General features: G+C 63.7%; 24 protein-coding genes. 10 read left to right on the top strand and 14 right to left on the bottom strand.

Annotated features, from left to right (window positions below; genetic code table 11):
• The first annotated feature begins 38 nt into the window (after positions 1-38).
• Both QX039_RS24750 and QX039_RS24745 read left to right on the top strand, forming a co-directional pair.
• Positions 39-500 carry a hypothetical protein gene (locus QX039_RS24750; RefSeq protein WP_315734538.1) on the top strand — a complete coding sequence of 154 codons (462 nt, stop codon included), beginning with the start codon at positions 39-41 and terminating at the stop codon, positions 498-500.
• A 73-nt stretch (positions 501-573) separates the two neighbouring features.
• The gene (locus QX039_RS24745) at positions 574-909 is read left to right on the top strand and encodes a DUF1493 family protein (protein WP_315734541.1); all 336 of its coding nucleotides are present in this window, start codon (positions 574-576) and stop codon (positions 907-909) included.
• Positions 910-951: 42 nt separating this feature from the next.
• Here the strand turns inward: QX039_RS24745 and QX039_RS24740 are convergent, their stop codons facing one another.
• From QX039_RS24740 to QX039_RS24730, 4 genes are all read right to left on the bottom strand, one after another.
• Positions 952-1,650, bottom strand: coding sequence for a GIY-YIG nuclease family protein (locus tag QX039_RS24740; RefSeq protein WP_315734543.1), 699 nt, complete (start codon positions 1,648-1,650; stop codon positions 952-954).
• A 121-nt stretch (positions 1,651-1,771) separates the two neighbouring features.
• The gene (locus QX039_RS33095; protein WP_409997682.1) at positions 1,772-2,098 is read right to left on the bottom strand and encodes a DUF4926 domain-containing protein; all 327 of its coding nucleotides are present in this window, start codon (positions 2,096-2,098) and stop codon (positions 1,772-1,774) included.
• Between the two features lie 97 nt (positions 2,099-2,195).
• The gene (locus tag QX039_RS24735) at positions 2,196-2,519 is read right to left on the bottom strand and encodes a DNA-binding transcriptional regulator (protein WP_315734545.1); all 324 of its coding nucleotides are present in this window, start codon (positions 2,517-2,519) and stop codon (positions 2,196-2,198) included.
• Positions 2,503-2,877 carry a type II toxin-antitoxin system RelE/ParE family toxin gene (locus QX039_RS24730; RefSeq protein ID WP_315734547.1) on the bottom strand — a complete coding sequence of 125 codons (375 nt, stop codon included), beginning with the start codon at positions 2,875-2,877 and terminating at the stop codon, positions 2,503-2,505. The genes QX039_RS24735 and QX039_RS24730 overlap by 17 nt, the downstream gene beginning before the upstream one ends.
• Before the next feature lie 1,093 nt (positions 2,878-3,970).
• Between QX039_RS24730 and QX039_RS24725 the strand changes: the two genes are divergently transcribed.
• A complete protein-coding gene (locus tag QX039_RS24725; RefSeq protein ID WP_315734549.1) occupies positions 3,971-6,139 on the top strand; it encodes a malate synthase G in 2,169 nt (722 codons plus the stop codon).
• A 73-nt stretch (positions 6,140-6,212) separates the two neighbouring features.
• Here QX039_RS24725 and QX039_RS24720 read toward each other — a convergent pair whose 3' ends face one another.
• On the bottom strand, positions 6,213-6,368 hold the full coding sequence (locus tag QX039_RS24720; RefSeq protein ID WP_315734551.1) for a Thivi_2564 family membrane protein: 156 nt from the start codon (positions 6,366-6,368) through the stop codon (positions 6,213-6,215).
• Positions 6,369-6,542: 174 nt separating this feature from the next.
• Between QX039_RS24720 and QX039_RS24715 the strand changes: the two genes are divergently transcribed.
• The gene (locus tag QX039_RS24715) at positions 6,543-8,636 is read left to right on the top strand and encodes a HAMP domain-containing methyl-accepting chemotaxis protein (RefSeq protein WP_315772599.1); all 2,094 of its coding nucleotides are present in this window, start codon (positions 6,543-6,545) and stop codon (positions 8,634-8,636) included.
• A 13-nt stretch (positions 8,637-8,649) separates the two neighbouring features.
• On the opposite strand, the gene QX039_RS24710 is transcribed toward QX039_RS24715, so the two are convergent.
• Positions 8,650-9,306: a DUF2865 domain-containing protein gene (locus QX039_RS24710; protein ID WP_315772601.1), complete on the bottom strand. Its 657-nt coding sequence runs from the start codon at positions 9,304-9,306 to the stop codon at positions 8,650-8,652.
• Between the two features lie 15 nt (positions 9,307-9,321).
• Positions 9,322-10,071 carry a L,D-transpeptidase gene (locus tag QX039_RS24705; protein ID WP_315772603.1) on the bottom strand — a complete coding sequence of 250 codons (750 nt, stop codon included), beginning with the start codon at positions 10,069-10,071 and terminating at the stop codon, positions 9,322-9,324.
• Positions 10,072-10,283: 212 nt separating this feature from the next.
• On the opposite strand from QX039_RS24705, the gene QX039_RS24700 reads away from it, so the two are divergent.
• The 3 genes from QX039_RS24700 (at position 10,284) to QX039_RS24690 (ending at position 12,401) form a co-directional block, all read left to right on the top strand.
• Positions 10,284-11,402, top strand: coding sequence for an AI-2E family transporter (locus tag QX039_RS24700; protein WP_315772604.1), 1,119 nt, complete (start codon positions 10,284-10,286; stop codon positions 11,400-11,402).
• 80 nt (positions 11,403-11,482) lie between these two features.
• Entirely contained in the window at positions 11,483-11,854 is a 372-nt protein-coding gene (locus tag QX039_RS24695) for a YqjD family protein (RefSeq protein ID WP_315734561.1), read from the top strand.
• 103 nt (positions 11,855-11,957) lie between these two features.
• On the top strand, positions 11,958-12,401 hold the full coding sequence (locus QX039_RS24690; RefSeq protein ID WP_315772605.1) for a hypothetical protein: 444 nt from the start codon (positions 11,958-11,960) through the stop codon (positions 12,399-12,401).
• Between the two features lie 73 nt (positions 12,402-12,474).
• Here the strand turns inward: QX039_RS24690 and QX039_RS24685 are convergent, their stop codons facing one another.
• Positions 12,475-12,912, bottom strand: a complete 438-nt coding sequence (locus QX039_RS24685; RefSeq protein ID WP_315734565.1) for a hypothetical protein — start codon at positions 12,910-12,912, stop codon at positions 12,475-12,477.
• A gap of 420 nt (positions 12,913-13,332) precedes the next feature.
• Here QX039_RS24685 and QX039_RS24680 point away from each other — a divergent pair, with 420 nt between their 5' ends.
• A complete protein-coding gene (locus tag QX039_RS24680; RefSeq protein WP_315772607.1) occupies positions 13,333-13,773 on the top strand; it encodes an energy transducer TonB in 441 nt (146 codons plus the stop codon).
• Positions 13,774-13,859: 86 nt separating this feature from the next.
• Here QX039_RS24680 and QX039_RS24675 read toward each other — a convergent pair whose 3' ends face one another.
• The gene (locus QX039_RS24675; protein WP_315713838.1) at positions 13,860-14,663 is read right to left on the bottom strand and encodes a response regulator; all 804 of its coding nucleotides are present in this window, start codon (positions 14,661-14,663) and stop codon (positions 13,860-13,862) included.
• 196 nt (positions 14,664-14,859) lie between these two features.
• On the opposite strand from QX039_RS24675, the gene QX039_RS24670 reads away from it, so the two are divergent.
• Positions 14,860-15,096: a NepR family anti-sigma factor gene (locus tag QX039_RS24670; protein ID WP_315734569.1), complete on the top strand. Its 237-nt coding sequence runs from the start codon at positions 14,860-14,862 to the stop codon at positions 15,094-15,096.
• Positions 15,097-15,645 carry a sigma-70 family RNA polymerase sigma factor gene (locus QX039_RS24665; protein WP_006612137.1) on the top strand — a complete coding sequence of 183 codons (549 nt, stop codon included), beginning with the start codon at positions 15,097-15,099 and terminating at the stop codon, positions 15,643-15,645.
• A gap of 142 nt (positions 15,646-15,787) precedes the next feature.
• Here QX039_RS24665 and QX039_RS24660 read toward each other — a convergent pair whose 3' ends face one another.
• The 5 genes from QX039_RS24660 to QX039_RS24640 form a co-directional block, all read right to left on the bottom strand.
• Positions 15,788-17,443, bottom strand: a complete 1,656-nt coding sequence (locus QX039_RS24660) for an HWE histidine kinase domain-containing protein (protein ID WP_315772608.1) — start codon at positions 17,441-17,443, stop codon at positions 15,788-15,790.
• A 297-nt stretch (positions 17,444-17,740) separates the two neighbouring features.
• The gene (ureG, locus tag QX039_RS24655) at positions 17,741-18,364 is read right to left on the bottom strand and encodes an urease accessory protein UreG (protein ID WP_315753407.1); all 624 of its coding nucleotides are present in this window, start codon (positions 18,362-18,364) and stop codon (positions 17,741-17,743) included.
• 69 nt (positions 18,365-18,433) lie between these two features.
• A complete protein-coding gene (locus QX039_RS24650; RefSeq protein ID WP_409998891.1) occupies positions 18,434-19,162 on the bottom strand; it encodes an urease accessory protein UreF in 729 nt (242 codons plus the stop codon).
• A complete protein-coding gene (locus QX039_RS24645) occupies positions 19,143-19,757 on the bottom strand; it encodes an urease accessory protein UreE (RefSeq protein ID WP_315772611.1) in 615 nt (204 codons plus the stop codon). The genes QX039_RS24650 and QX039_RS24645 overlap by 20 nt, the downstream gene beginning before the upstream one ends.
• Before the next feature lie 27 nt (positions 19,758-19,784).
• Complete coding sequence (locus tag QX039_RS24640) at positions 19,785-20,084, bottom strand: putative quinol monooxygenase (protein WP_315734580.1); 300 nt, start codon at positions 20,082-20,084, stop codon at positions 19,785-19,787.
• Between the last annotated feature and the right edge of the window lie 30 nt (positions 20,085-20,114).

The raw sequence follows: 20,114 nt of genomic DNA, 5'->3' as shown, positions 1-20,114 counted from the left end.
TGCGAGTGCTTGCCCTATCTCGCATATGGAGTCGCTCGATGTGGAAGGCGCTTTGGCGGACATGGACGATCGACAGACCCGCCCTCCTGGGTGACTGGTTGTGGGACGTCTTTGTCGTCCAGCTCGCGGCCTTCCTGGACCGGCTGACGCTGCGGCGGATCATCGCCTTCCTGCCGGTCATCATCCTCGTTGTGGCGTATTATCACAGCATTCCGATCCCGCCCGAATTGATGCTGGTCGGCGATATCCTGGCCTATATCGATGTCTTCTCCGTCCTGCTCCTGGTCGGCATCCTCAGCCGCCTCACGACGATCCTGTTTCTCATCAAGCAGGCGACCGCGTCGATCGGACGCCTGGCGAACAGCCTGGCGACAGCGGCGCGCCGCTTGGATGGCCGGCATCGGCGCGAGCGCGGCACAAGCGTCCGGAGGCCCGTGACCAAGGGATCCAACAAGGAAAGCGACGGTCCGGCCATCGTGATTGGGATGGCGTGGGCATAGATCCATTGTTGCGTAGGAGGGCAAAAGCGACTTTGGCAGTCGGCGCGTGGCAGCATGCAGAGTCAGGCACGAGATGATGCAACAGACAACAGACCTGCTCCGTCAATCCGTCCTGCAGTTCGTCGCGGCGCAGACGGCGACGCGCAGGCCGCTCTTCGACGAGACCGACGTCGCCCGCGACCTCGGCGTGGACGGCGAGGATGCGCGCGAATTCCTGCTTGCATTTCAACGGCAGTTCGAAGTCGACCTGCCCGACTTCGCGTTCGACCGTCATTTTGGACCGGAGGGCTTCACGTTGACCGGGTTTGTCCTACGGCTTCTCAGCTTGCGCCACCTACGGCAGCCCTTGACGATCGGAATGCCGGTCGAGGCGGCACGGCTCAGGCGGTGGCCTCACAACGGCGCGTAGCCGGGATGAACGGGGCGACATCCAGTGCCTGACGATGATGCGCTACTGGTATCTTCGCTTCTTAAACGCCGCTACGTCCGCGTTAGTCAGCTTAAACCACTCACCGTTCGCTCGCTTGTCTACGAAGCGACGATGCCAATATGCCTCGATGCCTGCGGGATCATCGGTGCGGATCGAGTGAACAAGCGTTGCGGCTTCGGGAAGAGCGATACGAATTTCTTTGACTCGGCGTTCCAATTCATCGTTGCGGCCAATTTTGTAGTGGGTACTGGATTTTATGAGATAAACTAGACCTTCCCTCGAGTTGGTCGGAGTTTCGGCCTCCACTTTCTGGCCGAGCATCTGGACGATATCGTCGTATCCCGGCCTGCCCTCCAACCATGCCCTGAGGTTCGAGATCAATCCCTCTTTTGATCCAAAATAAGAGTGGATTGTCTTCTCGTTCGGGAAGTCCTCGCGCTGCCGCCTGAACATCCGAATTTCCATAATGGTCGGCAGCCGCTTATAGTATCGGGCCGCTTCCACGAAGCTCGCCAGAATATGATCGGCCTCAGACTTACCTTGAAACTTGTTCGCCGCGTAGCCAGCCTCGGCTAGGGCATCACTCCAACGAGCCCAATACAGGCCGCGCCAAGTCCCCTCGGTAATGCCGGTTGCGCTCTCGAACGCGCGAACACCTGGAGCCTGACCGCCGTTAGCCTCCGCAAGTCTCTTTATTTCACTCGAGATTCTGGCGCGCATTGTCAATTTCTACGATTTATCGAGTCTGCTGCGAGAATACTCTATTTGAGGCCCGCTTGAGTAAGCAAGATTGCGCTGCAAACTCCACAGACCGTAGAGCCGGCGAGACGACGCGCGCCGATCATTTCAGTCGCCAATCACTTCGAGCAGGCACCGCGTGTCGCGAGAGCTCACGCGGGCTCCCTTTCACGAACCATCCTTCGTATGGGATCATCAACTCGATGTCCTCAGGCACGACGTCATAAAGCCCGGCATGCTCTCCGTCAGAAAAGAACTCGACCAGATATGCCGGCGGCCTGGAACGATGATCGATCACGATGGTACCTTGCGCGCCGATCGGAAGAGGTATGGTTGGCACCAACCTCCGAAGACGAACGACGTCGTACTCCCTGAACAGCCGCTTCCGCCGCCGGAGGCTCGCAAGGCAGGCTCGGAAAGTGCGGAACACGTGTAGCTCCGTATCAGCAACAGCGATACCGAAGGCCAGACCTATATATCGCCCCGTTCACGCTGGTTTAGCCGCCCGCCACGAGGTACTGACTGCATCAGGCGAGGATCTTCAACCCGTGCTTCTGGACGATTGTCAGCAGCTTGAGCGCCATGCCGCTCGGCCGCTTGGCTCCAGTCTCCCATTTCTCGATGGTGCTTTCGCTCGTATTGAGATATCGGGCGAACACCGGCTGACTGACATTGTTGGCCTCACGGAGCCGCTTGATCTGAGCAGGCTTCATTTCACTGGCGACGGCTAGATGACGGGAATCGAAGTCCCGCATCGTCGCCTTGTCGAGCGCGCCGACTTTGTGAAGCATCGTGGCGGACGAATGAAGCGCTTCCGAGAGGTCGCTCTTGAACCTATTTTTTTTCGTCATGACAGATCTCCACCAAGTCTTCGTCCGCCAGGAGTTGCGCGAGTTGTGCGCTATTCAATGCGGCATAGCTCTTTGCGAGAGTTCGGAAGTCTTCCAGCTCATCATCGTCGATGTTCGCTCTATCCTTCTTGGCGAATAGATATTCGTAGATCCAGTATCGACCGCTCTTGGCGAGGATGATGCTCCGGTGCATGTTCTTGTTCAGACGCTTCTTGAAGACCCCACCTCCCAGATCGTCAGCCTGGCCCTTGATGACTGCCTCGACGGCCTCGCAGAGCTCGATGTCCCTGATACGAGCCTTGCGTGCCGCCTTCGAGAACCATGCGGTTTTGAAAACTCGCTTGAATTGGCCAGCCATGGCTTTATATAGCACCAGGTGCTACAGATTTCAACGCGTACCTCTCGCACGGAAAAGCCTGTTTCCCTCGTCCGGCCAAGCTGATTTGCCCTATCCAGTCCTCGGCCCAAAAATATTCCTCTTTCCTTTTTTCCGAATTCATGCTTATCTCTGCGCATCCCGTCCCACACGAGGGACAGTTCGCGACCGTCACGGACGTCGGGTGCGGGATGCGGTGGGCGCTTTGGGCTGCGGCGTGAGCAATCATGTCGACGGACAGTCCCGAGGCGCACGGCCAAGCCGTGGGGTCCTGGCATCCCGATGCTGATGCCACGCTTGCGATGACGCCAATGCGTCGCGCGGGCAACGGTGACCAGAAAGCCCGGCGCACCGGGGAGACCACGGAGCAACCGTAGAGCCATCGCGCAGGGAAGGCCGGATGTCCGGCTCGTACCTGTGGTTCCTGCCGCCTGCATTTTTTTCTGCAGGCGGGCCATGGGTGCAGCCTGCACCCGGCCTTCCCTGCGCCTCTCGTCATCGAGGGGCGGCACGTCAGCAAAGCTCGGACGCGATCACGCGCCGCGAGGACGAAGTCGCATGAGCCATCACCTCCACGAGCGATCACCTTCGTTGAGTTGTCCGCAGCCGTTTGGTGTACCTCGGAACGCCATTTGCGGCACGCTTTGCGTTGTCACCCTCCCCTGGAGGGGGAGGGTCGGCGCGCGTCGCGGCAGCGATGCGCGGCGGGGTGGGGTGATGCCACGCGCACCGGCGCTCGTGGAGAGATCACCCCACCCCGCCTCGCATCTCGCTTCGCTCGTTGCGAGTCGACCCTCCCCCTCCAGGGGAGGGTGGCAGCGTGCCCGATCCGAGAGCTCCGCACGGTTGTGGGCTCGCGGCCGAACTCTGAGGCGGTCCTGCGAAATTACTTGGCATCACTCCGCCCGGAACCAGCCCGCCTGTCCGCTGCCCCCCGACCAACTGCGATACCCCTCCCCCCTTTCGTGGCCCCCGCTTTGGCGCTAAATGCACTGCACACGCCGCCTTCGAGGCGGCCATTTCAGCACGCCAAGACACGCGCAACGTCGCCCTTATTCGAGAGAAACGTCTCATCATGACCCGTATCGACGTCCATGGACTGAAGATCGCCCCCGTTTTGTTCGACTTCATCGCCAAGGAGGCCGCGCCGAAGACCGGGATCGATCCGGACGCGTTCTGGGCCGGCCTCAGCGCGATCCTGCGCGATCTCGCCCCGAAGAACCGCGAGTTGCTCGCCCTCCGCAATGCCCTGCAGGACAAGATCGACGCTTGGCACCTCGCCAACAAGGGCAAGGCCTTCGACCTCGGCGCCTACACCGCGTTCCTGAAGGAGATCGGCTACCTGCTGCCGGAGCCCGCGACCCACAAGGTCGAGACCGCCAATGTGGACGAGGAGATCGGCAAGATCTGCGGCCCGCAGCTGGTGGTGCCGCTGACCAATGCCCGCTACGCGCTCAACGCGGCGAATGCGCGCTGGGGCTCGCTGTATGACGCGTTCTACGGCACCGACGCCATCCCGCACGATCCGAGCGAGTCCGGCAAGGGCTACAACAAGGCCCGCGGCGACAAGGTGATCGCCAAGGCCAAGGCGTTCCTCGACGCCGCCGTACCGCTCGCCACCGGCAGCCACACCGACGTGACCGCCTACAGCGTGATCGCCGGCCAGCTCTCCGCCAAGCTGAAGAGCGGCAACGCCACCGCGCTCAAGAACGCCGACCAGTTCGCCGGCTACCAGGGCTCGGCCGACGCCCCCTCCGTGATCCTGCTCGCCAACAACGGCCTCCACGTCGAGGTCGTGATCGACCGCAGCCACATCATCGGCAAGGACGATCCGGCCGGCGTCTCCGACATGATCCTGGAGGCCGCAGTCTCGACCATCCTCGACATGGAGGACTCGGTCGCCGCCGTCGACGCCGAGGACAAGGTGCTGGTCTACCGCAACACGCTCGGCCTGATGAACGGCACGCTGTCGGCCGATTTCGAGAAGGGCGGCAAGACGCTCACCCGCGCGCTGAACAGCGACCGCAGCTACACCACGCCGTCCGGCGGGACGCTCACCTTGCACGGCCGCAGCCTGCTGCTGATCCGCAATTGCGGGCACCACATGTTCACCGACGCCGTGCTCGACGCCAAGGGTGAGGAGGTGCCGGAGGGCATTCTCGATGCCGCCGTCACCGGCCTCCTGGCGATCCACGACCTCAAGAGCAACTCCAAGGTTAAGAACAGCCGCACCGGCTCGATCTACATCGTCAAGCCGAAGATGCACGGCCCGGACGAGGTGGCGCTCACGGTCGAGCTGTTTTCGCGCGTCGAGAAGCTGCTCGGCCTGCCGGAAAACAGCATGAAGGTCGGCATTATGGACGAGGAGCGCCGCACCACGGTGAACCTCAAGGCCTGCATCCAGCAGGCGTCCAAGCGCATCGTCTTCATCAACACCGGCTTCCTCGACCGCACCGGCGACGAGATCCACACCTCGATGGAAGCGGGTCCAATGATCCGCAAGAACGAGATGAAGGCGCAGCCCTGGATCAAGGCCTATGAGGATTGGAACGTCGACAACGGCTTGACCTGTGGCCTGCCCGGCCATGCCCAGATCGGCAAGGGCATGTGGGCCGCGCCGGACAAGATGGCCGACATGCTGGCGCAGAAGATCGGCCACCCGCAAGCCGGCGCCACCACCGCCTGGGTGCCGTCGCCGACGGCAGCGACGCTGCACGCCTTGCACTATCACCAGGTCAACGTGCACGCCCGCCAGGACGAGCTCGCCAAGGGCGGACCGCGCGCCAAGCTCGGCGACATCCTCACCATTCCGGTGTCGCAGTCGAACTGGGCACCGGACGACGTGCGCCAGGAGATCGACAACAACTGCCAGGGCATCCTCGGCTATGTCGTACGCTGGATCGACCAGGGCGTCGGCTGCTCCAAGGTGCCTGATATCCACGACGTCGGCCTGATGGAGGACCGCGCCACCTTGCGGATCTCCAGCCAGCATCTCGCCAACTGGCTTCACCATGGGGTCGTCACCAAGGAGCAGGTGATGGATTCGCTGAAGCGCATGGCCGTCGTGGTCGACAAGCAGAACGTCGGCGACGCGCTGTATCAGCCGATGGCGCCGTCGTTCGACGGCGTCGCCTTCAAGGCAGCCTGCGACCTCGTGTTCGAAGGCCGCACCCAGCCGAACGGCTACACCGAGTACATCCTCACCGCCCGGCGCCGCGAGGCCAAGCAGAACGAGAAGGCTTAGGCCAGACGTCACAAAGCCCCGGCGATCCGCCGGGGCTTTTTTTGATCAGGCGAGAGGTAACATGATCCTCAGATCATATGACCGCGATGTAGCGAAGCAGCGAGATCACGCCGAGCACGATCACGACGACGCGGCAGATCTGCTTGGCGCGGCCGTCGATCGGCAACAGATTGATCAAATACAGAATGAGGATGACGACGAGGAAGGTGACGAGAGCACTGATGAGCATGGGAGTCCCCTGGGAGATGAAGAATGCGCTGGCGCTGTGGAGCTAACCCGCTCGGCGGCTTGCAGTTCCCGGGTCGGAACTTTGGCCACTCCGTTTTCTCCGTAGTTCCACGGACCCACCTCGCATTCAGTTCTTTACCGGTTTGCGGTCGAATGCCGGGAACCGGAGATCAAAATGTTGAATCGCCTGACCATTTCTTCATTGCTGAAGACGGTCATCGCCACCGCCGCCCTCGCCGTCGTCGCCCTCTTCTCGCTGAACGCCTGGAATTCCTGGAGCAGGCTGCAATCTGCCCAGCGGATCGCACGCGTTGCCGAAGTCTCGGGCGTCTTGTTCAAGGCCATGAACAGCATGCGCAGCGATCGTTCGACCACGATCCGCGTGCTGAATGCCGATCAGGCCATGGACGGCGACACCGAGAAATTCCTGCGCTCCGCCCGTGGCATCTACGTCCCTGCGCTGGACCGCAGTCTCGATCTGCTGCAAGGCATCGACTTCCAACAGAACCAGAGCCTGGTTGCCGACCTCGACCGGCTCAACAAGACGCTGACCGCGGAGCACAGCGAGTTCTGGACCGAGATCGTCAAGCCGAAGGCGGCCCGCCGCGCCGGCCTGCCCAAGGAGTATGGCGAGACGTTCGACGCGCTGCTGGTCCTGCTCGACAAGATCACGGTCAATATCGCCGCCAGCGTCAATCATCAGAGTGCGACCGTCGATCAGCTATTGATGATCAAGCAGATGGCCTGGCTGATGCGCAACACGGCTGGTGAAGCATCGCTCGTCGTCAGCAATGCGCTGACGGCCGGCAAGGTGTCGCCCGAAGCGGTGCTGGCCTACACCAAGCAGGTCGGCGGCGTCGATGCCGCGTGGAAGGCGGTCCAGCTCGCCACCTCCGGCATGAGCTTGCCGCCGGCGCTCTCCGCAGCGATGTCGGGCACGGAGCAGGCCTATTTCACGCCGGAGTATGCCGGCCTGCGCGAACGTCTGCTGGCAGCGGTGCAAAAGGGCGAGAAGCCCGAGCTGACGCCATATCAGTGGAGTCCGTTCTCCGTGAACAAGATGACGAGCGCGGTCGCCCTGGCCGAGGCGGCGCTCGACGCGGCCAAGGACCATTCCAGCGCGCAGCAGAGCACGGCGATGGAGTCTCTGATGCTCCAGCTGACGCTGCTGCTCCTGGCCGTCGCACTGGGCGGCGCAGCGATCGCCGCCGTGAGCGGCCGGGTGATCCGGCCGCTGCACCGGATGCGCGATGCCATGCTCGCGGTCGCGGGCGGCGATCTCGGCGTCGACACCGGCTACACCCAGCGGCAGGACGAGATCGGCGCGCTTGCCAACGCGCTCGAGACGTTCAAGCAGCAGGCCAAGGACAAGCTCGCGATCGAGGCCCAGGAGCGCGAGCGCAACGCCGCGACAGTTGCGCGCCAGCGCGCGATCGAGTCCTACGTCGCGGAGTTCGAAAGTCTGGTGCGCGGGTCGCTGGAGCAGCTCGGCCAGGCCTCCACCGACATGCAGGCCACGTCGGCCGGCCTCACCAACGTGTCGCGGCAAACCAACACCCGCGCCGAGGTCGCCGCGAGGGCTTCGAACGACGCCTCGATGAGCGTGCAGACGGTCGCCTCCGCGGCGGAGGAGCTGAATGCGTCGATCGCGGACATCTCCAAGCAGGCTTCCCATGCCGCCGGCATCGCCAGCCGCGCGGTCGAACAGGCCCGCATGACCGACGACACGGTGCAGGGGCTGGCGCAATCGGCGAACCGGATCGGCGAGGTTGTCGGGCTGATCAACAGCATCGCCTCGCAGACCAATCTGCTGGCGCTGAATGCCACCATCGAGGCGGCGCGCGCCGGCGAGGCCGGCAAGGGCTTCGCCGTCGTCGCCTCCGAGGTGAAGACGCTCGCGAGCCAGACCGCGAAGGCGACCGACGAGATTTCCGAGCAGATCGCCGACATTCAACGTGTCGCCAATGACGCGATCGACGCCATCAAGCGGATCGGCGGCATCATCGGCGAGGTCAACGAGGTGGCGACCGCGATCGCCGCTGCCGTGCAGGAGCAAGGCGCGGCGACACAGGAGATCTCGCGCAGCACCCAGTTCGCTGCAGATGGCACCAAGAACGTCTCCGACAACATCACCGGCGTGAAGTCGGACGCAGACGCGGCTGCGGCCGCCGCCGACAACGTGCGCAATGCCTCAGAGACGCTGGAGAGCCAGAGCAGAAATCTTGGTCATCTGGTCAGGGACTTCCTCAGCAAGATCCGCGCCGCCTGACGGTCTCGCAGGATCAGTCGGACGCCATCACCGGCGCGCGCTCATACTTCGCGCGCAGCGCCGCGGGCGCCGGCGAGAAGTTCAGCTCGGCGCGCTTGCCGCTGCTGGTCCGGTTGGTGACCTTGAGGCCGTCGTCGCTGGCAACGACGTCACCCTTGCGCAAGGTCGGATCGTTGGCGATCGACACCTTGGCGAGGCCGAAATGGTCCTTGCCGTTGCAGGTGCAGCCGTCGACGATTTCGGTGCGATACTTGAATGCGTTGGGCAGCGCCGAATACGGCTTGCCGCCATCCGTCTCGGCGCCGTCGATCGAGCTGCCATAGACGATCTCGGTCTTGGCCGCCGGGCAAAAGCTGTTGCAGGCGGCCTCCTTGCTCTGGTCACCGGTGGCGCCGAGCGGGAAATAGCGGCCATCACAGGTGCGCACGCACCACGCGGTGCTGCCGCCACCGGAATAGACCGGCTGGCTGCGCGGCGCTGGACGCTGCACCGGCGGCGCCTCGTCGGCGAACGGCATCCGGATATAGGGCGCTTGGCGCTGCGGCGCATTGAAGCCGCCGAACAGCGCGGAGATAAAATCCTGCGCTCCCGCCGTGGTCGGCGCTGCCAACGCGCCCGCGGTTGCCATGGTTGCCACTGCGGTGGCAGCGAGGGCACGTCGGCCGTTCATGACACAACTCCCCGCTTAGTTGACGGCCGCAACCGGCAGCGACATCGCCTGCCGCCCCGACGGCAGCGACGTCACGCGCGGCGCACGGCCGGCATTGGTGCGCGCCTGCAGCGAGGCGGCTTTCGGCAGCACGACGACCTTCGTCCCCACCTGCACCCGGCTGAACAGGTCGGAGACGTCCTCATTGGTCAGGCGGATGCAGCCCGACGACACGAATTTGCCGATTGTCGTGGGATCGTTGGTGCCGTGGATGCGATACTCGCTGGAGCCGAGATACATGGCCCGCGCGCCGAGCGGATTGCCCGGGCCGCCGGCCATGAAACGCGGCAGATAGGGCTGCCGCGCGATCATCTGCGCCGGCGGATGCCAGTCCGGCCACTCCGCCTTGCGTGTCACGGTCTGCACGCCGGCCCAGGTGAAGCCTTCGCGCCCGACGCCGACGCCGTAGCGCAACGCACGGCTGCCGCCGAGCACGTAGTACAGATAGGTGTTGCTCGTATCGATGATGATCGTCCCCGGCGCTTCCCGCGTATCGAGGTTGACGATCGTGCGGCGCAGACGGTCCGGCAGCCGGCTGTCCTCATCCTGCTCCACCGCAGATGCCGTCGCCTCGTCCGGCGGAAATGCCTGCTGTTTGACCGGCGCATATCCGAGAATCTGGGCGTGAGATGCAGTTGCACCTGCGAGCAAGAGGACCGCGACGCCGGCGATCAGCGAAGCCGTCCGCCGCGAATTGCGGCGATGGCCGGAAGCGAGCTGTGTCATGGAATGCCCCTGTCATGCGAGCATCGCGGTGCGATGCGTGATTACCTTCCAAACGCCGAACGTCTCGTCGTAGTTCCGGCTTCGGTGTGGTCGCCCTGCGTCAGTCAAGCGTGTGAGCTCTCACGTTTGCGCGACGGAACCGGATGGCCCCCCGGCTGTTGGATGACAAGCCACGCGAGCTGTGCGCGAACGACTCGATCGGGAGATTCATGGTGCGTGTACTTCCCACCGAGCGGCTGCTCGCCAGCGGGAACGACGATTCAGCCCCGAATGAAAGTCGCCAAGAATTACCTCCCGTGATCAGACGGGTTGACGTCGTCGCCATCGCTCTCATCATCCTCACGGCCGTCTGCGTGACGGGTGTCCTCTATGTCGCCCGTGGATTTTTTCTCCCGATCGTGATGGCCTTCGTGGTCGGCACCATGCTGTCGCCGGCCGCCAACTTTCTCGAACGCTTCCACGTGCCGCGCGGTGTGGGCGCCGTGCTGATCGTGCTCGCGGTTGCGGCAGGGCTCGCCTTCATCATCGGCCTGATCTCGGCGCCGGTGCTGGACTGGACCAATCGCCTTCCCGAGCTTGCCGCCACGCTCAAGTCGAAGCTGCACGTCTTCGATCGGCCGCTGGCGCTGTGGCACGAAATGCAGGCGGCCATCGGCGGCGGAAGCGCACCGGCCTCGGCCAGCCTGGAGCTGCCCAAATTCGATTGGGTTCAGCCGACGATCGAATTCCTGTCGCCGACCTTCACCGAATTCCTACTGTTCTTCGCCACGCTCGTGCTGTTCATCGCAAGCTGGCGCGATCTACGGCGGGCGCTGATCATGACCTTCGGTGATCACGAGGTCCGGCTGCGGACGCTCCGCATCCTCAACGAGCTCGAGCTGCACCTCGGCAACTACCTCCTGACGGTGACGCTCATCAACACCGGTGTCGGCATTGCGGCCGGTCTCGCCTGCGCCATCGCCGGCATGCCCAATCCCGCCGGCCTCGGGGCGCTTGCGGCGACGCTGAACTTCATCCCCATCATCGGGCCCATCGCCATGTTCGCGGTGCTCGTCCTGGTCGGCGCAATCGCATTCCCGACCTTGAGCGCCGGCATGGTCGCGCCCGCCATCTTCGCCGTGATCACCTTCATGGAAGGCCACTTCGTCACGCCGACCATCATCGGCAGGCGCCTTGCGCTCAACGCACTCGCGGTGTTCATCGCGCTGGCATTCTGGACCTGGCTGTGGGGCCCGATGGGAGCCTTCCTCGCCTCGCCGCTCCTGATCGTCGCCCTCATCGTGAAGGAGCACCTGCTTCCGGACGATTCGCCGCAACTGCCGGCAGACTAATTCGGTTTCCACCGTCGGAACTTCGGCCGAGACCCAGCGTTTGTCGAGCAGACGCAATCACCTTGCTCCGGGAGCTTGCCATGCCACCGACTGACGGTGAGACCGCCCTGAAGGATCTCGTCGACAAAGCGAACTACGAACGCCTGCAGAAGGATGTCCACGCCGTGAAAAACGATATCGCAGCCCTCACCGAACAGATCACCGATGCGCTCAATGCTTTCGCCGGGCAGGCCAGCAAGCAGGCCCGCAGCGGCTATCGCCAGGCACGCGACAACGTGGACCAGACGTTCGACGACATGTCCGAGCGGGGCACCGCGATGTTTGGTGCAGCCCAGGATGCCGCAAACTCACTCGAGGAGCGCCTCGAGGACGTGATCTCCCATCGCCCACTTGCCACCGTGGGTCTTGCGCTCGGACTTGGATTCCTCATCGGCGCCGCTTGGAGACGCTAAGCGGCGGCCCCTGAAATCCAGAGGCTTGTCTTGTTTCGGCGCCGCGTCTTCGGCGCCGATTTGAGTTTGCTGCGCAGATGAATGAGACGCCGAGGGTAATGACATGCTGCAGCGCCTGATTGCGGACTTCCAGGAATCGACCGGGCATGCCGTTCGGCTCACGTCGCTCGCGATCGCTGCAGCGGTCGGACTGTTCGTCACCACGAGCTTTCTGTGCGCCGCAGCTTTCGTCGCCGTGCTGAATCGATACGGGCTCGTGGCCGCGTGCCTCACCGGTGCCGCCATCTTCTTCGTGGTGACGTTGATCGCCGCAATCAGCTACATGGCGCGCAAGCGCGCGATCGCGATCCGTGCCGCGCGGACCGCGGAAACGGCGCGGTCGGCAGTCCAGTCCGCTTTTGCAGACCCGATGTTGCTGGCGAGCGGCCTGCAGATCGTCCGCATGATCGGCATCAAACGGCTGATTCCCATTCTGGCTGTCGGCGGTTTGGCGCTCGGATTCATGGTCAGCCGCCAAGCGGCGGAAGAACAAACGCCTGCGGAGTGAGGGCTGCCCTGACCGTCATTGCCCGGCGTTGATCGACTGCTTACGCCTCGGACCGGGCGCGGCGCTGCTGTAGCTAAGTCACACACCGTCCCGGTTGCAGGCGCTTGGCGATCTCCGTCAGCACCGACACCGACGGCTCGCAGGCCACCGGGTGCTTGGCGGCCCTCTCGTTGCCGGTGGTGATGAGCTGCGATCCCTGCGGCGACGGCGGGGAGCCCGCGCTTACACCCGTGGGGTTGACGGGGAGCCGCACCAGGAAGGAGGTCTCCGCGAAAGCAGCCAGCTTGATCGACACAGTCTGTGACGGCGCCGCAGTACCGTTTTGGTTGGCGCGGTCAGACTTGGCGGCCCGGTTCACGTCATTCGCTGTTGCGACGATCGTCTCGCGAGTGGTGTTCTGAACCGCCAGGCCGGCGCCAAGATCATGGCCGGAAGCCAGTTGCATTGCGCCTACGAGCATGGCGGAAGCCGCAAGCGAACCCAAAACGACAACTTTCTTGGTCTGCGACATGTCTCTGCTCCCCTCGCCGCAAGGCGATCGGCATACCAACGTAAGTCGCAGGAACCGGGTTCTCGGTTGGGCAAATCACTTAACCGTGTGTAAACTGCGGCGACATTCTTCAGCTTTATGGCGTCAAAAAATTCGGTCTCACACGGAACGACTTTTCGGGTCACGCGTCATCTCGGCAGCCGGTTATTCCCCCTGCCCCATTGACCGGCGACGCGGGGCACTGCCGTGGTGATGCCGGCGGTGCCCCGCATTCTTTTCTGATCCAGCACTACCGGTCAGATCTCCGCCCACCCGTCGCGGCGCTTTATCCCCATTTCGTCTGAGGTATATGTTGGAGCGGCGCGGCTGACTTCATGGTCCGCGCGTGGGGACGAAATGCTGAGCACGTTGGATAGCGTCGGCGTATGGCGGGGGATTGGATTGGCTCTGGCTCTCGTAGGCCTCTTTCCTGCGATTGGAGCTGCCGAAAGCGCCAGGGACAATTGGATCAAGAGTCTGGTCGCGCAATTGAAGATTCAGCGCCGCTACCCGTTGCAGGCCTCGGGCGAGGGCGGAACAGCCAAGGTCCTGTTTCACATCGACCGCGAGGGTCATCTCATCTCAGCCGTGCTGGCGGAAACGACTGGCGATCCGGCGCTCGACCGGGAAGCGGTCGCCATGGTCGAGCGAGCCCAGCCATTTGCTCCACCGCCGCCGGAGCTGGCGGATGGTGATCTGACCTTTCTCGTGCCAATCGTCTTCGCGCCGCGGCGGACGTCTGAAATCTTCCAGCTCGACGAGAACAGGTTGAAGTTCCGAGAGACCAAGCCGAACGACGCGGTGCTAAAGGCACGGCTCGACGGCGTCTGCCGCGGCTGCTGATCTCGCCCTTTGTTGTTGGGGCTACAAACGAAGCCGGCGCGCTCCATGACGAACGCGCCGGGACGACATCGTACACCGTGACCTGATCAGGCCGCCGGCTTCGGCATCCGGTTGCGCGAGTTGCGCTGGAAGAAAAGAGCCTGGCTGGCGACTGCCGACACCATGGCCGGCTGGAACGGCTTGGAGATCAGGAACGCCGGCTCGGGCCGCTCACCGGTGAGGAAGCGCTCCGGATAGGCGGTGATGAAGACCACCGGAACCTCGAAGGTGCGCAGCAGCTCGTTCACGGCATCCAGGCCGGACGAACCATCGGCGAGCTGAATATCAGCCAGGATCAGACCGGGCTTCTTGTTCTTGGCGAGAGCCACCGCGTCGGCATGGGTTCGCGCCACGCCGATGACGTTGTGGCCGAGATTCTTGACCAGGCTCTCGAGGTCCATCGCGATGAAAGTCTCGTCCTCGATGATCAGCACATCGGTAGCGATTTCGGCAGCGAGCTCCCGTCCGGCGGCATCCGCCAGCCGGCGGGTTTCGGCAACGTCGATATCGAGGATGAAGGCCACTTCCTCCTCGGGAAAACCCTCGAGCGAGAGCAGCAGGAAGGCCTGGCGTGGCAAGGGCGTGATGTTGGAGAGCCGCCGCTCCGGCGGCATCGGCAGGGTCGCCACTTCGGCGTCGTCGTTGAGGGCCACCGAGTTCCAGATCTGCGTGAACAGCCGGAACAGCGCAGCCCGCGGTCCATAGCGCTCGTCCAGCAGAGCCGGATCCTGAATCAGGGCCTCGAGCATCGCTCCGACATAGGCGTCTCCGGAACCCTGGCTGCCGGTGAGGGCCCTCGCATACCGGCGCAACAGCGGCAAATGTTCAGCAACAAGCTGTGATCGGCTCATCCCCACTCCATTCGGTCATCTGGGCTTCCCGCCCGGGTTCCATCATGGGCTGATTACGCCCGAACCGACGAAAAGTTCCCCAAACCCGTGGAACTTTTGTCGCCCCGTCGCATTAGTTCCCGGCAGACCCTCTCGGTGGCGAGAATAATTCTTGAAGCTTCAGGGACTTAACTCTCGGGGAAACGTGGAAAAGGTCATGAAAGATGTAAAGTCTCAAGCCAGCAAGAATGCGGCACCGCGCAAGCCCGGCGGACTGAACGCGGAAATTCAATCCAGGATCGGTCATCAACTCCGCGCGATGTACGACGACGTCGTCCGTCAGGGAGTGCCGGACCGCTTCGCGGAGTTGGTGCGGAAGCTTGATGCGCCGGCAGCACAGTCCCACGTGGAAAACGGCGGGGGATCCAACGACCAAACCGACGGGAGGGAGTGAATGCCTCTCACTGATTCCTTGCGGGACGATATCCTCGCGGCCGTCCCCAGCCTTCGCGCATTTGCGATTTCCTTAAGTGGTAACAGCGATCGCGCCGACGACCTGGTGCAGGAAACCCTGCTCCGGGCGCTGGCCAACATCGACTCGTTCCAACCGGGATCGAATCTGCCTGCCTGGCTGTTCACGATCCTGCGCAACCTGTTCCGCTCCGACTACCGCAAACGCCGGCGCGAAGTGGAAGATGCCGAAGGCAACTACGCCAAGACGCTCAAGACGCATCCCTCGCAGGGCGCGCATCTTGAGTTCGAGGAGTTCCGTGCGGCACTCGAGAAGCTGCCTCAGGACCAGCGCGAGGCACTGATCCTGGTCGGTGCATCGGGCTTCTCCTACGAGGATGCGGCAGCGATCTGCGGCTGCGCGGTGGGCACCATCAAGAGCCGCGTGAACCGCGCGCGCTCGAAGCTGGCAGCGCTGCTCTATGTCGAAGGCGCCGAGGATTTCGGCCCCGACGAAACCGTGCGGGCGGTGATCGGCGGCAGCGGCGGCTGATCAGCCAAGCCGTCGCAAACAAGCCAGCAAAGAGGCGGCTCCCGAAAGAGCCGCCTCTTCTTGTTGTTGAACTTGTTGTTGTTGAACAGTTTCGCCGGGCATCGTGCGCCTTGATATCCTGTTCACTGACGAGCCCGGCGAGCTATCGCGGCGGATGCACCGGCGCGGAGAACTGCTCGGTGCGGTCGCGCTCGGTCATGTCGATGACGGTCTCCATCGGAGCGGTCAGCTCATAGACATAGCTCGCCTCGGTGAAGAAGCGTTTTGACGTGCCACCGAGTGCTTCCGGCGCAACGCGATCGAGTAGGATCAGTCCGAAATCGCTGTCGGGCCGCCGCGTCGCTTCACTGGTATTCAATTCCTCCCAACGGAAGTGGAAGACGGCATTCGGCTCTTCGCCCGTCACCTCCCATCTGGCGGTGATGTGCGGGTGCTTTCCCACCAGCGAGAGGCCCTCGTCCGAGTGCGAGGCGAGTTCGAAGAACAGCAGCGAAAGGCTCTGCGCGGCACGCGCGCTCACGGTGATGTCGGGTCCGTTGACCGCAATCCTCTCGGCATGCGGGATGGCGCGAGCTTCGAACAGCCCGCGCAGCTGCACGCCTTGCCACTGGCTCTCGCTGAGCAGCGTGACGACGTTCGACATCGCATGGATCCGCCCGATCAGCAGCTCGCGCGCGACGTCCATGTCGCTGCCATGACGCAGCGTTCGCGTCACGATGGACTGGATCACCGCCAGGATGTTCTTGACCCGGTGGTTCAGCTCGTCGATGACCGCCGTCAGTCGGCGCTCGAAGCCGATCCGCACCTGGATTTCGCGGCTCAGGCGCAGATTGTTGTAGGCGACGTAGCCGAACAGGCCGCAGATGATGCCGGTGAGCGCCATCCCGATGACGCCGACGATCGCCGCGGTCTGTTGCGCACGCCGGACCGCATTGCTCTTGGCGTAATAGACCAACGACCAGTCGTGATTGCCGAAGGCCACGGTGCGGGTCGACGACGGAGCAGGATCGTCCGGCCCGCGGGTCCGGCTCGTCACCGCCCCCTGATCATTGGCAACCAGCTCGTCCGACGCGTTGCGCGGGTCCTTCAACGCCACCGAGAACAACGACAGATCGTCATTGGTAAGCAGCAGCGGCCCGATCTCGTACGAAAAGGTCACGAAGCCCGCCGGTGCAGTGGCGCCTTGCGGGACGACCGGGGCTGCCAGCACGATCCCGATCGGACCATCGCTCCGCACCAGCGGAGTGGGATCGGATGCAACCGGCTTGCCCTCAGCCATGGCCCGCGCGAGCATCGGTCCGACAATCGGCTGCCGGTCGAGGGCAATACCGGGAAGCCTGGAGGTCTCGGCATTGCGTGGCTCGAGATCCATCAGAACGTCCAACGGACGATCGACGTTCGGCCCCAGCGGCGTGTCATCGAAATTGCGAATGGTCGGATTCGGGAAGCCGGCCTGGCGCAGCTCGGCTTGCGCAATGGAAAACTCATCCGGCCGCAGCCGTGCGATCCACGACGCCACCACGAAGTCGGTCTTGAACGCGTAGATCGACGATCGCAGCGGCTCCAGCATATTGGCCTTGATCACGGAGGGAGCGCGGAACAGCCCGGAGGCCACCCGGGCCAGCAGCTCACGTTCGGTCAGCCGGTCCTGCACCAGGCTGGCATGGACGTCGATGGCGCGAGCCAGCGCAATGCGATCGAGCGCCAGCTCCTGGTCGTGTACGCGGTAGGCAGCCAAGCCGGATAGCGCCGTCCCGAGCAGCGCGATCAAGCCGATGATGACACCCAGCCGGAGCACTCGTTTACTCTGAGGTAAAGGGTTGGTGGCGAAGGAGACGAGTCATCCAATAACCGGGCCTGCAACTCAAGGACGCACCTCGGGGCGACGGGAGCGATCGGAGCGATCAGCGGAAAGCGATCCCAGGATACCGGCCGTTCATCGGCCGCCGAGACGCCTTGGAGCAAGGCGCACCCCGGGCCGAGGCAACACCCAGGGGCTCAAGTTGTTCCGGCCGGTTGAGGCTTTTTTGCGTCTGCCGTTGCAGCAGATACCTCGCGCAACGAAGAACGGTGCGACGCAGATCAGTCCCCGCGCTCACGCCGACGGCTTGAGACCACCCTTGGCTTCGATGAAGCCGATGATCCGGTCAAGCCCCTGGCTCTTCTTCAGGTTGGTCATGACGAAGGGCCGTGCGCCGCGCATGCGCTTGGCATCCGTCTCCATCTTCTCCAGAGAAGCGCCCACATGGGGCGCCAAGTCAATCTTGTTGATCACCAGAAGGTCGGAGCGGGTGATACCCGGCCCGCCCTTCGACGGGATCTTGTCGCCCGCCGCAACGTCAATGACATAGATCGTGATGTCGGCCAGTTCCGGCGAGAACGTTGCCGCGAGGTTGTCGCCGCCGGATTCGATCAACACCAAGTCGAGCCCAGGAAACTTCGCGCGCATGTCGGCCACGGCTGCGAGGTTCATGGACGCGTCCTCGCGGATCGCGGTGTGCGGACAGCCGCCGGTCTCCACGCCGGCAATACGATCCGGGGTCAGCGATCCCGAGCGAACGAGAAACTCCGCGTCCCACTTGGTGTAGATGTCGTTGGTGATCGCGGCGATGTCGTAGTTCTCCCGCATCGATTTGCACAGGAGATCCATCAGCGCAGTCTTGCCGGACCCGACTGGGCCACCGACGCCGACGCGGAGCGGACCGTGAGACGATGCCATGTCATCTACCCTTCTATCGTTCGCGCGACCGCGCGGGGCCGTGATCGGAGCAACCCTTGCCCCGCTTCATCACGACCGAAACAGCCTTGTATATTGCGTCTCGTGATGAAGGCTGGCGAGATCGGCGCGGAATGTTGCGCCGCCGATGTCGTCGAGCGAGGCGAGCAGAGCGCGGTCCGCCGTCGCGGCGACGACAGGTTCCAATGCGGCGAGCACGCGCTGGCTGTCGGTCTGCCCCAACGGTACGAGACGGCTGCCGGCGGAAATCCAGTTCGACGTGACCGCGTGCAGAAAGCCGTGCAGCAGGGCCGCCAGAGGAACGCCATGAAGCGCGCCGACCAGCCCCACGGCGACCGGGTAGACGATCGTCTCGCATTGCGCCACCGCCTCGTCGAGACCTGCGCTGTTCCAGGCTGACCGTGCGATCTCGACGAAGGCACGGCCCTGCGCGGTGGTTTCGAGCTGACGTTCGCGCGACGGTACGAAAGCCGCCGCGAGCTCGGCCACCTCGCGGAGGCTGGTCCTGTCGTCCAGCTCGACCGCGCGATACGCGTGCGCGAGGAAAGCCGCATCGCAGAAGCCGGAGCCATTGGTCAGCATCGTCGCAAGCCAGCCGCGCAGCCCCGCCGCATCGCCAATGTCGCCCGCCTCGACGGCCCATTCGATGCCGCTCGAATAGGAGAAGCCGCCGATCGGAAACGCCGGCGACAGCCACGTCAGCAGCCGATACAGCGCGGCCGAATCCGCGGCGCTGATCGAGGCCGGCCGAAGCTCCGGCTCATTTGTGCTCGTGAGCATGGGAATGACCGTGATCGTGATGGTCATGGCCGCAGTGCTCGTCATGCACGTGATGATCATGCGCGTGGCCGTGGTCATGGCCGTGATGCGCATGATCGTGCCCGGCATGATCGTGATGATCGTGCCCGTGGTGATCATGATCATCATCGCCATGCGCATGGCTCGGCTCGGCGTAAGCACCGCCTTCCGGATCGAACGGCGCCTCGATCTCGATGACACGCGCGCCGAGACCCTTGACCATGGCCTCGATCACGTGGTCGCGGCGGATGCGCAGGCTCTTGGCCAGGATCTGCGTCGGCAGGTGCCGGTTGCCGAGGTGCCAGGCCAGCCGCACCAGGTGATGCGGATCGGCGGCGCGGATCTCGAGCAGCGGCTCGGCCGCCGCGACGACCTCGATCAGCCGGCCGTCCTCCAGCACCAGCGCATCGCCACCGCGCAGTGCGGTGGCGTGCTCGAGGTCGAGCAGGAACTCCAACCCGCGCGTTCCGGTCATGGCCAGCCGCCGCCGATGCCGGTCGTCGAAATCGAGCAGGACGGAATCGGCGGCAGCCTCGTTCCAACGATGCTGCCCAAACACGCGTGTCGCGCGGATCATGCTGAAACCCTCATTCTCTTTTTCCGCTCAGCGGACATCGACCTTCTCAGGCGTGATGATCTCGATCTTCGGCGGGGCCGACATGCATTTGACCGCGACGCGCCCGAACGTCTTCATGTGCTCGGTCGCGCGGTGCGGCACCAAGGCCTCGGCGTTCTCCCACTGCTCGACGAACACCATCTTGCTCGGATCGGTGACGCTCTCATGCAAATCATAGGCGATATTGCCGGGTTCTTTGCGGGTCCCCGCAATGCAGGCGGTCGCAGCGGCGATGAATTCCGCACGGGTTTCGGGCTTGATGGTCAAGGTGGCAACGACATAGATCACGAACACGTCCTCCCGGTACTTTTCTGGTTC

This window comes from Bradyrhizobium sp. SZCCHNR1043 (genome assembly GCF_032489675.1).
In the GTDB taxonomy this organism is placed as follows: Bacteria; Pseudomonadota; Alphaproteobacteria; order Rhizobiales; family Xanthobacteraceae; genus Bradyrhizobium.
The sequence above is the reverse complement of the archived record's forward strand: the minus strand, read 5'-3'. Positions and strand labels throughout refer to the sequence as shown.

Excerpts from the sequence above, each read along its gene's own strand:
- QX039_RS24750 (WP_315734538.1), top strand. The coding sequence starts at position 39 with ATGTGGAAGGCGCTTTGGCGGACATGGACGATCGACAGACCCGCCCTC.
- QX039_RS24745 (WP_315734541.1), top strand. The coding sequence starts at position 574 with ATGATGCAACAGACAACAGACCTGCTCCGTCAATCCGTCCTGCAGTTC.
- QX039_RS24740 (WP_315734543.1), bottom strand. The coding sequence starts at position 1,650 with ATGCGCGCCAGAATCTCGAGTGAAATAAAGAGACTTGCGGAGGCTAAC.
- QX039_RS24735 (WP_315734545.1), bottom strand. The coding sequence starts at position 2,519 with ATGACGAAAAAAAATAGGTTCAAGAGCGACCTCTCGGAAGCGCTTCAT.
- QX039_RS24730 (WP_315734547.1), bottom strand. The coding sequence starts at position 2,877 with ATGGCTGGCCAATTCAAGCGAGTTTTCAAAACCGCATGGTTCTCGAAG.
- QX039_RS24725 (WP_315734549.1), top strand. The coding sequence starts at position 3,971 with ATGACCCGTATCGACGTCCATGGACTGAAGATCGCCCCCGTTTTGTTC.
- QX039_RS24720 (WP_315734551.1), bottom strand. The coding sequence starts at position 6,368 with ATGCTCATCAGTGCTCTCGTCACCTTCCTCGTCGTCATCCTCATTCTG.
- QX039_RS24715 (WP_315772599.1), top strand. The coding sequence starts at position 6,543 with ATGTTGAATCGCCTGACCATTTCTTCATTGCTGAAGACGGTCATCGCC.
- QX039_RS24710 (WP_315772601.1), bottom strand. The coding sequence starts at position 9,306 with ATGAACGGCCGACGTGCCCTCGCTGCCACCGCAGTGGCAACCATGGCA.
- QX039_RS24705 (WP_315772603.1), bottom strand. The coding sequence starts at position 10,071 with ATGACACAGCTCGCTTCCGGCCATCGCCGCAATTCGCGGCGGACGGCT.
- QX039_RS24695 (WP_315734561.1), top strand. The coding sequence starts at position 11,483 with ATGCCACCGACTGACGGTGAGACCGCCCTGAAGGATCTCGTCGACAAA.
- QX039_RS24690 (WP_315772605.1), top strand. The coding sequence starts at position 11,958 with ATGCTGCAGCGCCTGATTGCGGACTTCCAGGAATCGACCGGGCATGCC.
- QX039_RS24685 (WP_315734565.1), bottom strand. The coding sequence starts at position 12,912 with ATGTCGCAGACCAAGAAAGTTGTCGTTTTGGGTTCGCTTGCGGCTTCC.
- QX039_RS24675 (WP_315713838.1), bottom strand. The coding sequence starts at position 14,663 with ATGAGCCGATCACAGCTTGTTGCTGAACATTTGCCGCTGTTGCGCCGG.
- QX039_RS24670 (WP_315734569.1), top strand. The coding sequence starts at position 14,860 with ATGAAAGATGTAAAGTCTCAAGCCAGCAAGAATGCGGCACCGCGCAAG.
- QX039_RS24665 (WP_006612137.1), top strand. The coding sequence starts at position 15,097 with ATGCCTCTCACTGATTCCTTGCGGGACGATATCCTCGCGGCCGTCCCC.
- ureG (WP_315753407.1), bottom strand. The coding sequence starts at position 18,364 with ATGGCATCGTCTCACGGTCCGCTCCGCGTCGGCGTCGGTGGCCCAGTC.
- QX039_RS24650 (WP_409998891.1), bottom strand. The coding sequence starts at position 19,162 with ATGCTCACGAGCACAAATGAGCCGGAGCTTCGGCCGGCCTCGATCAGC.
- QX039_RS24645 (WP_315772611.1), bottom strand. The coding sequence starts at position 19,757 with ATGATCCGCGCGACACGCGTGTTTGGGCAGCATCGTTGGAACGAGGCT.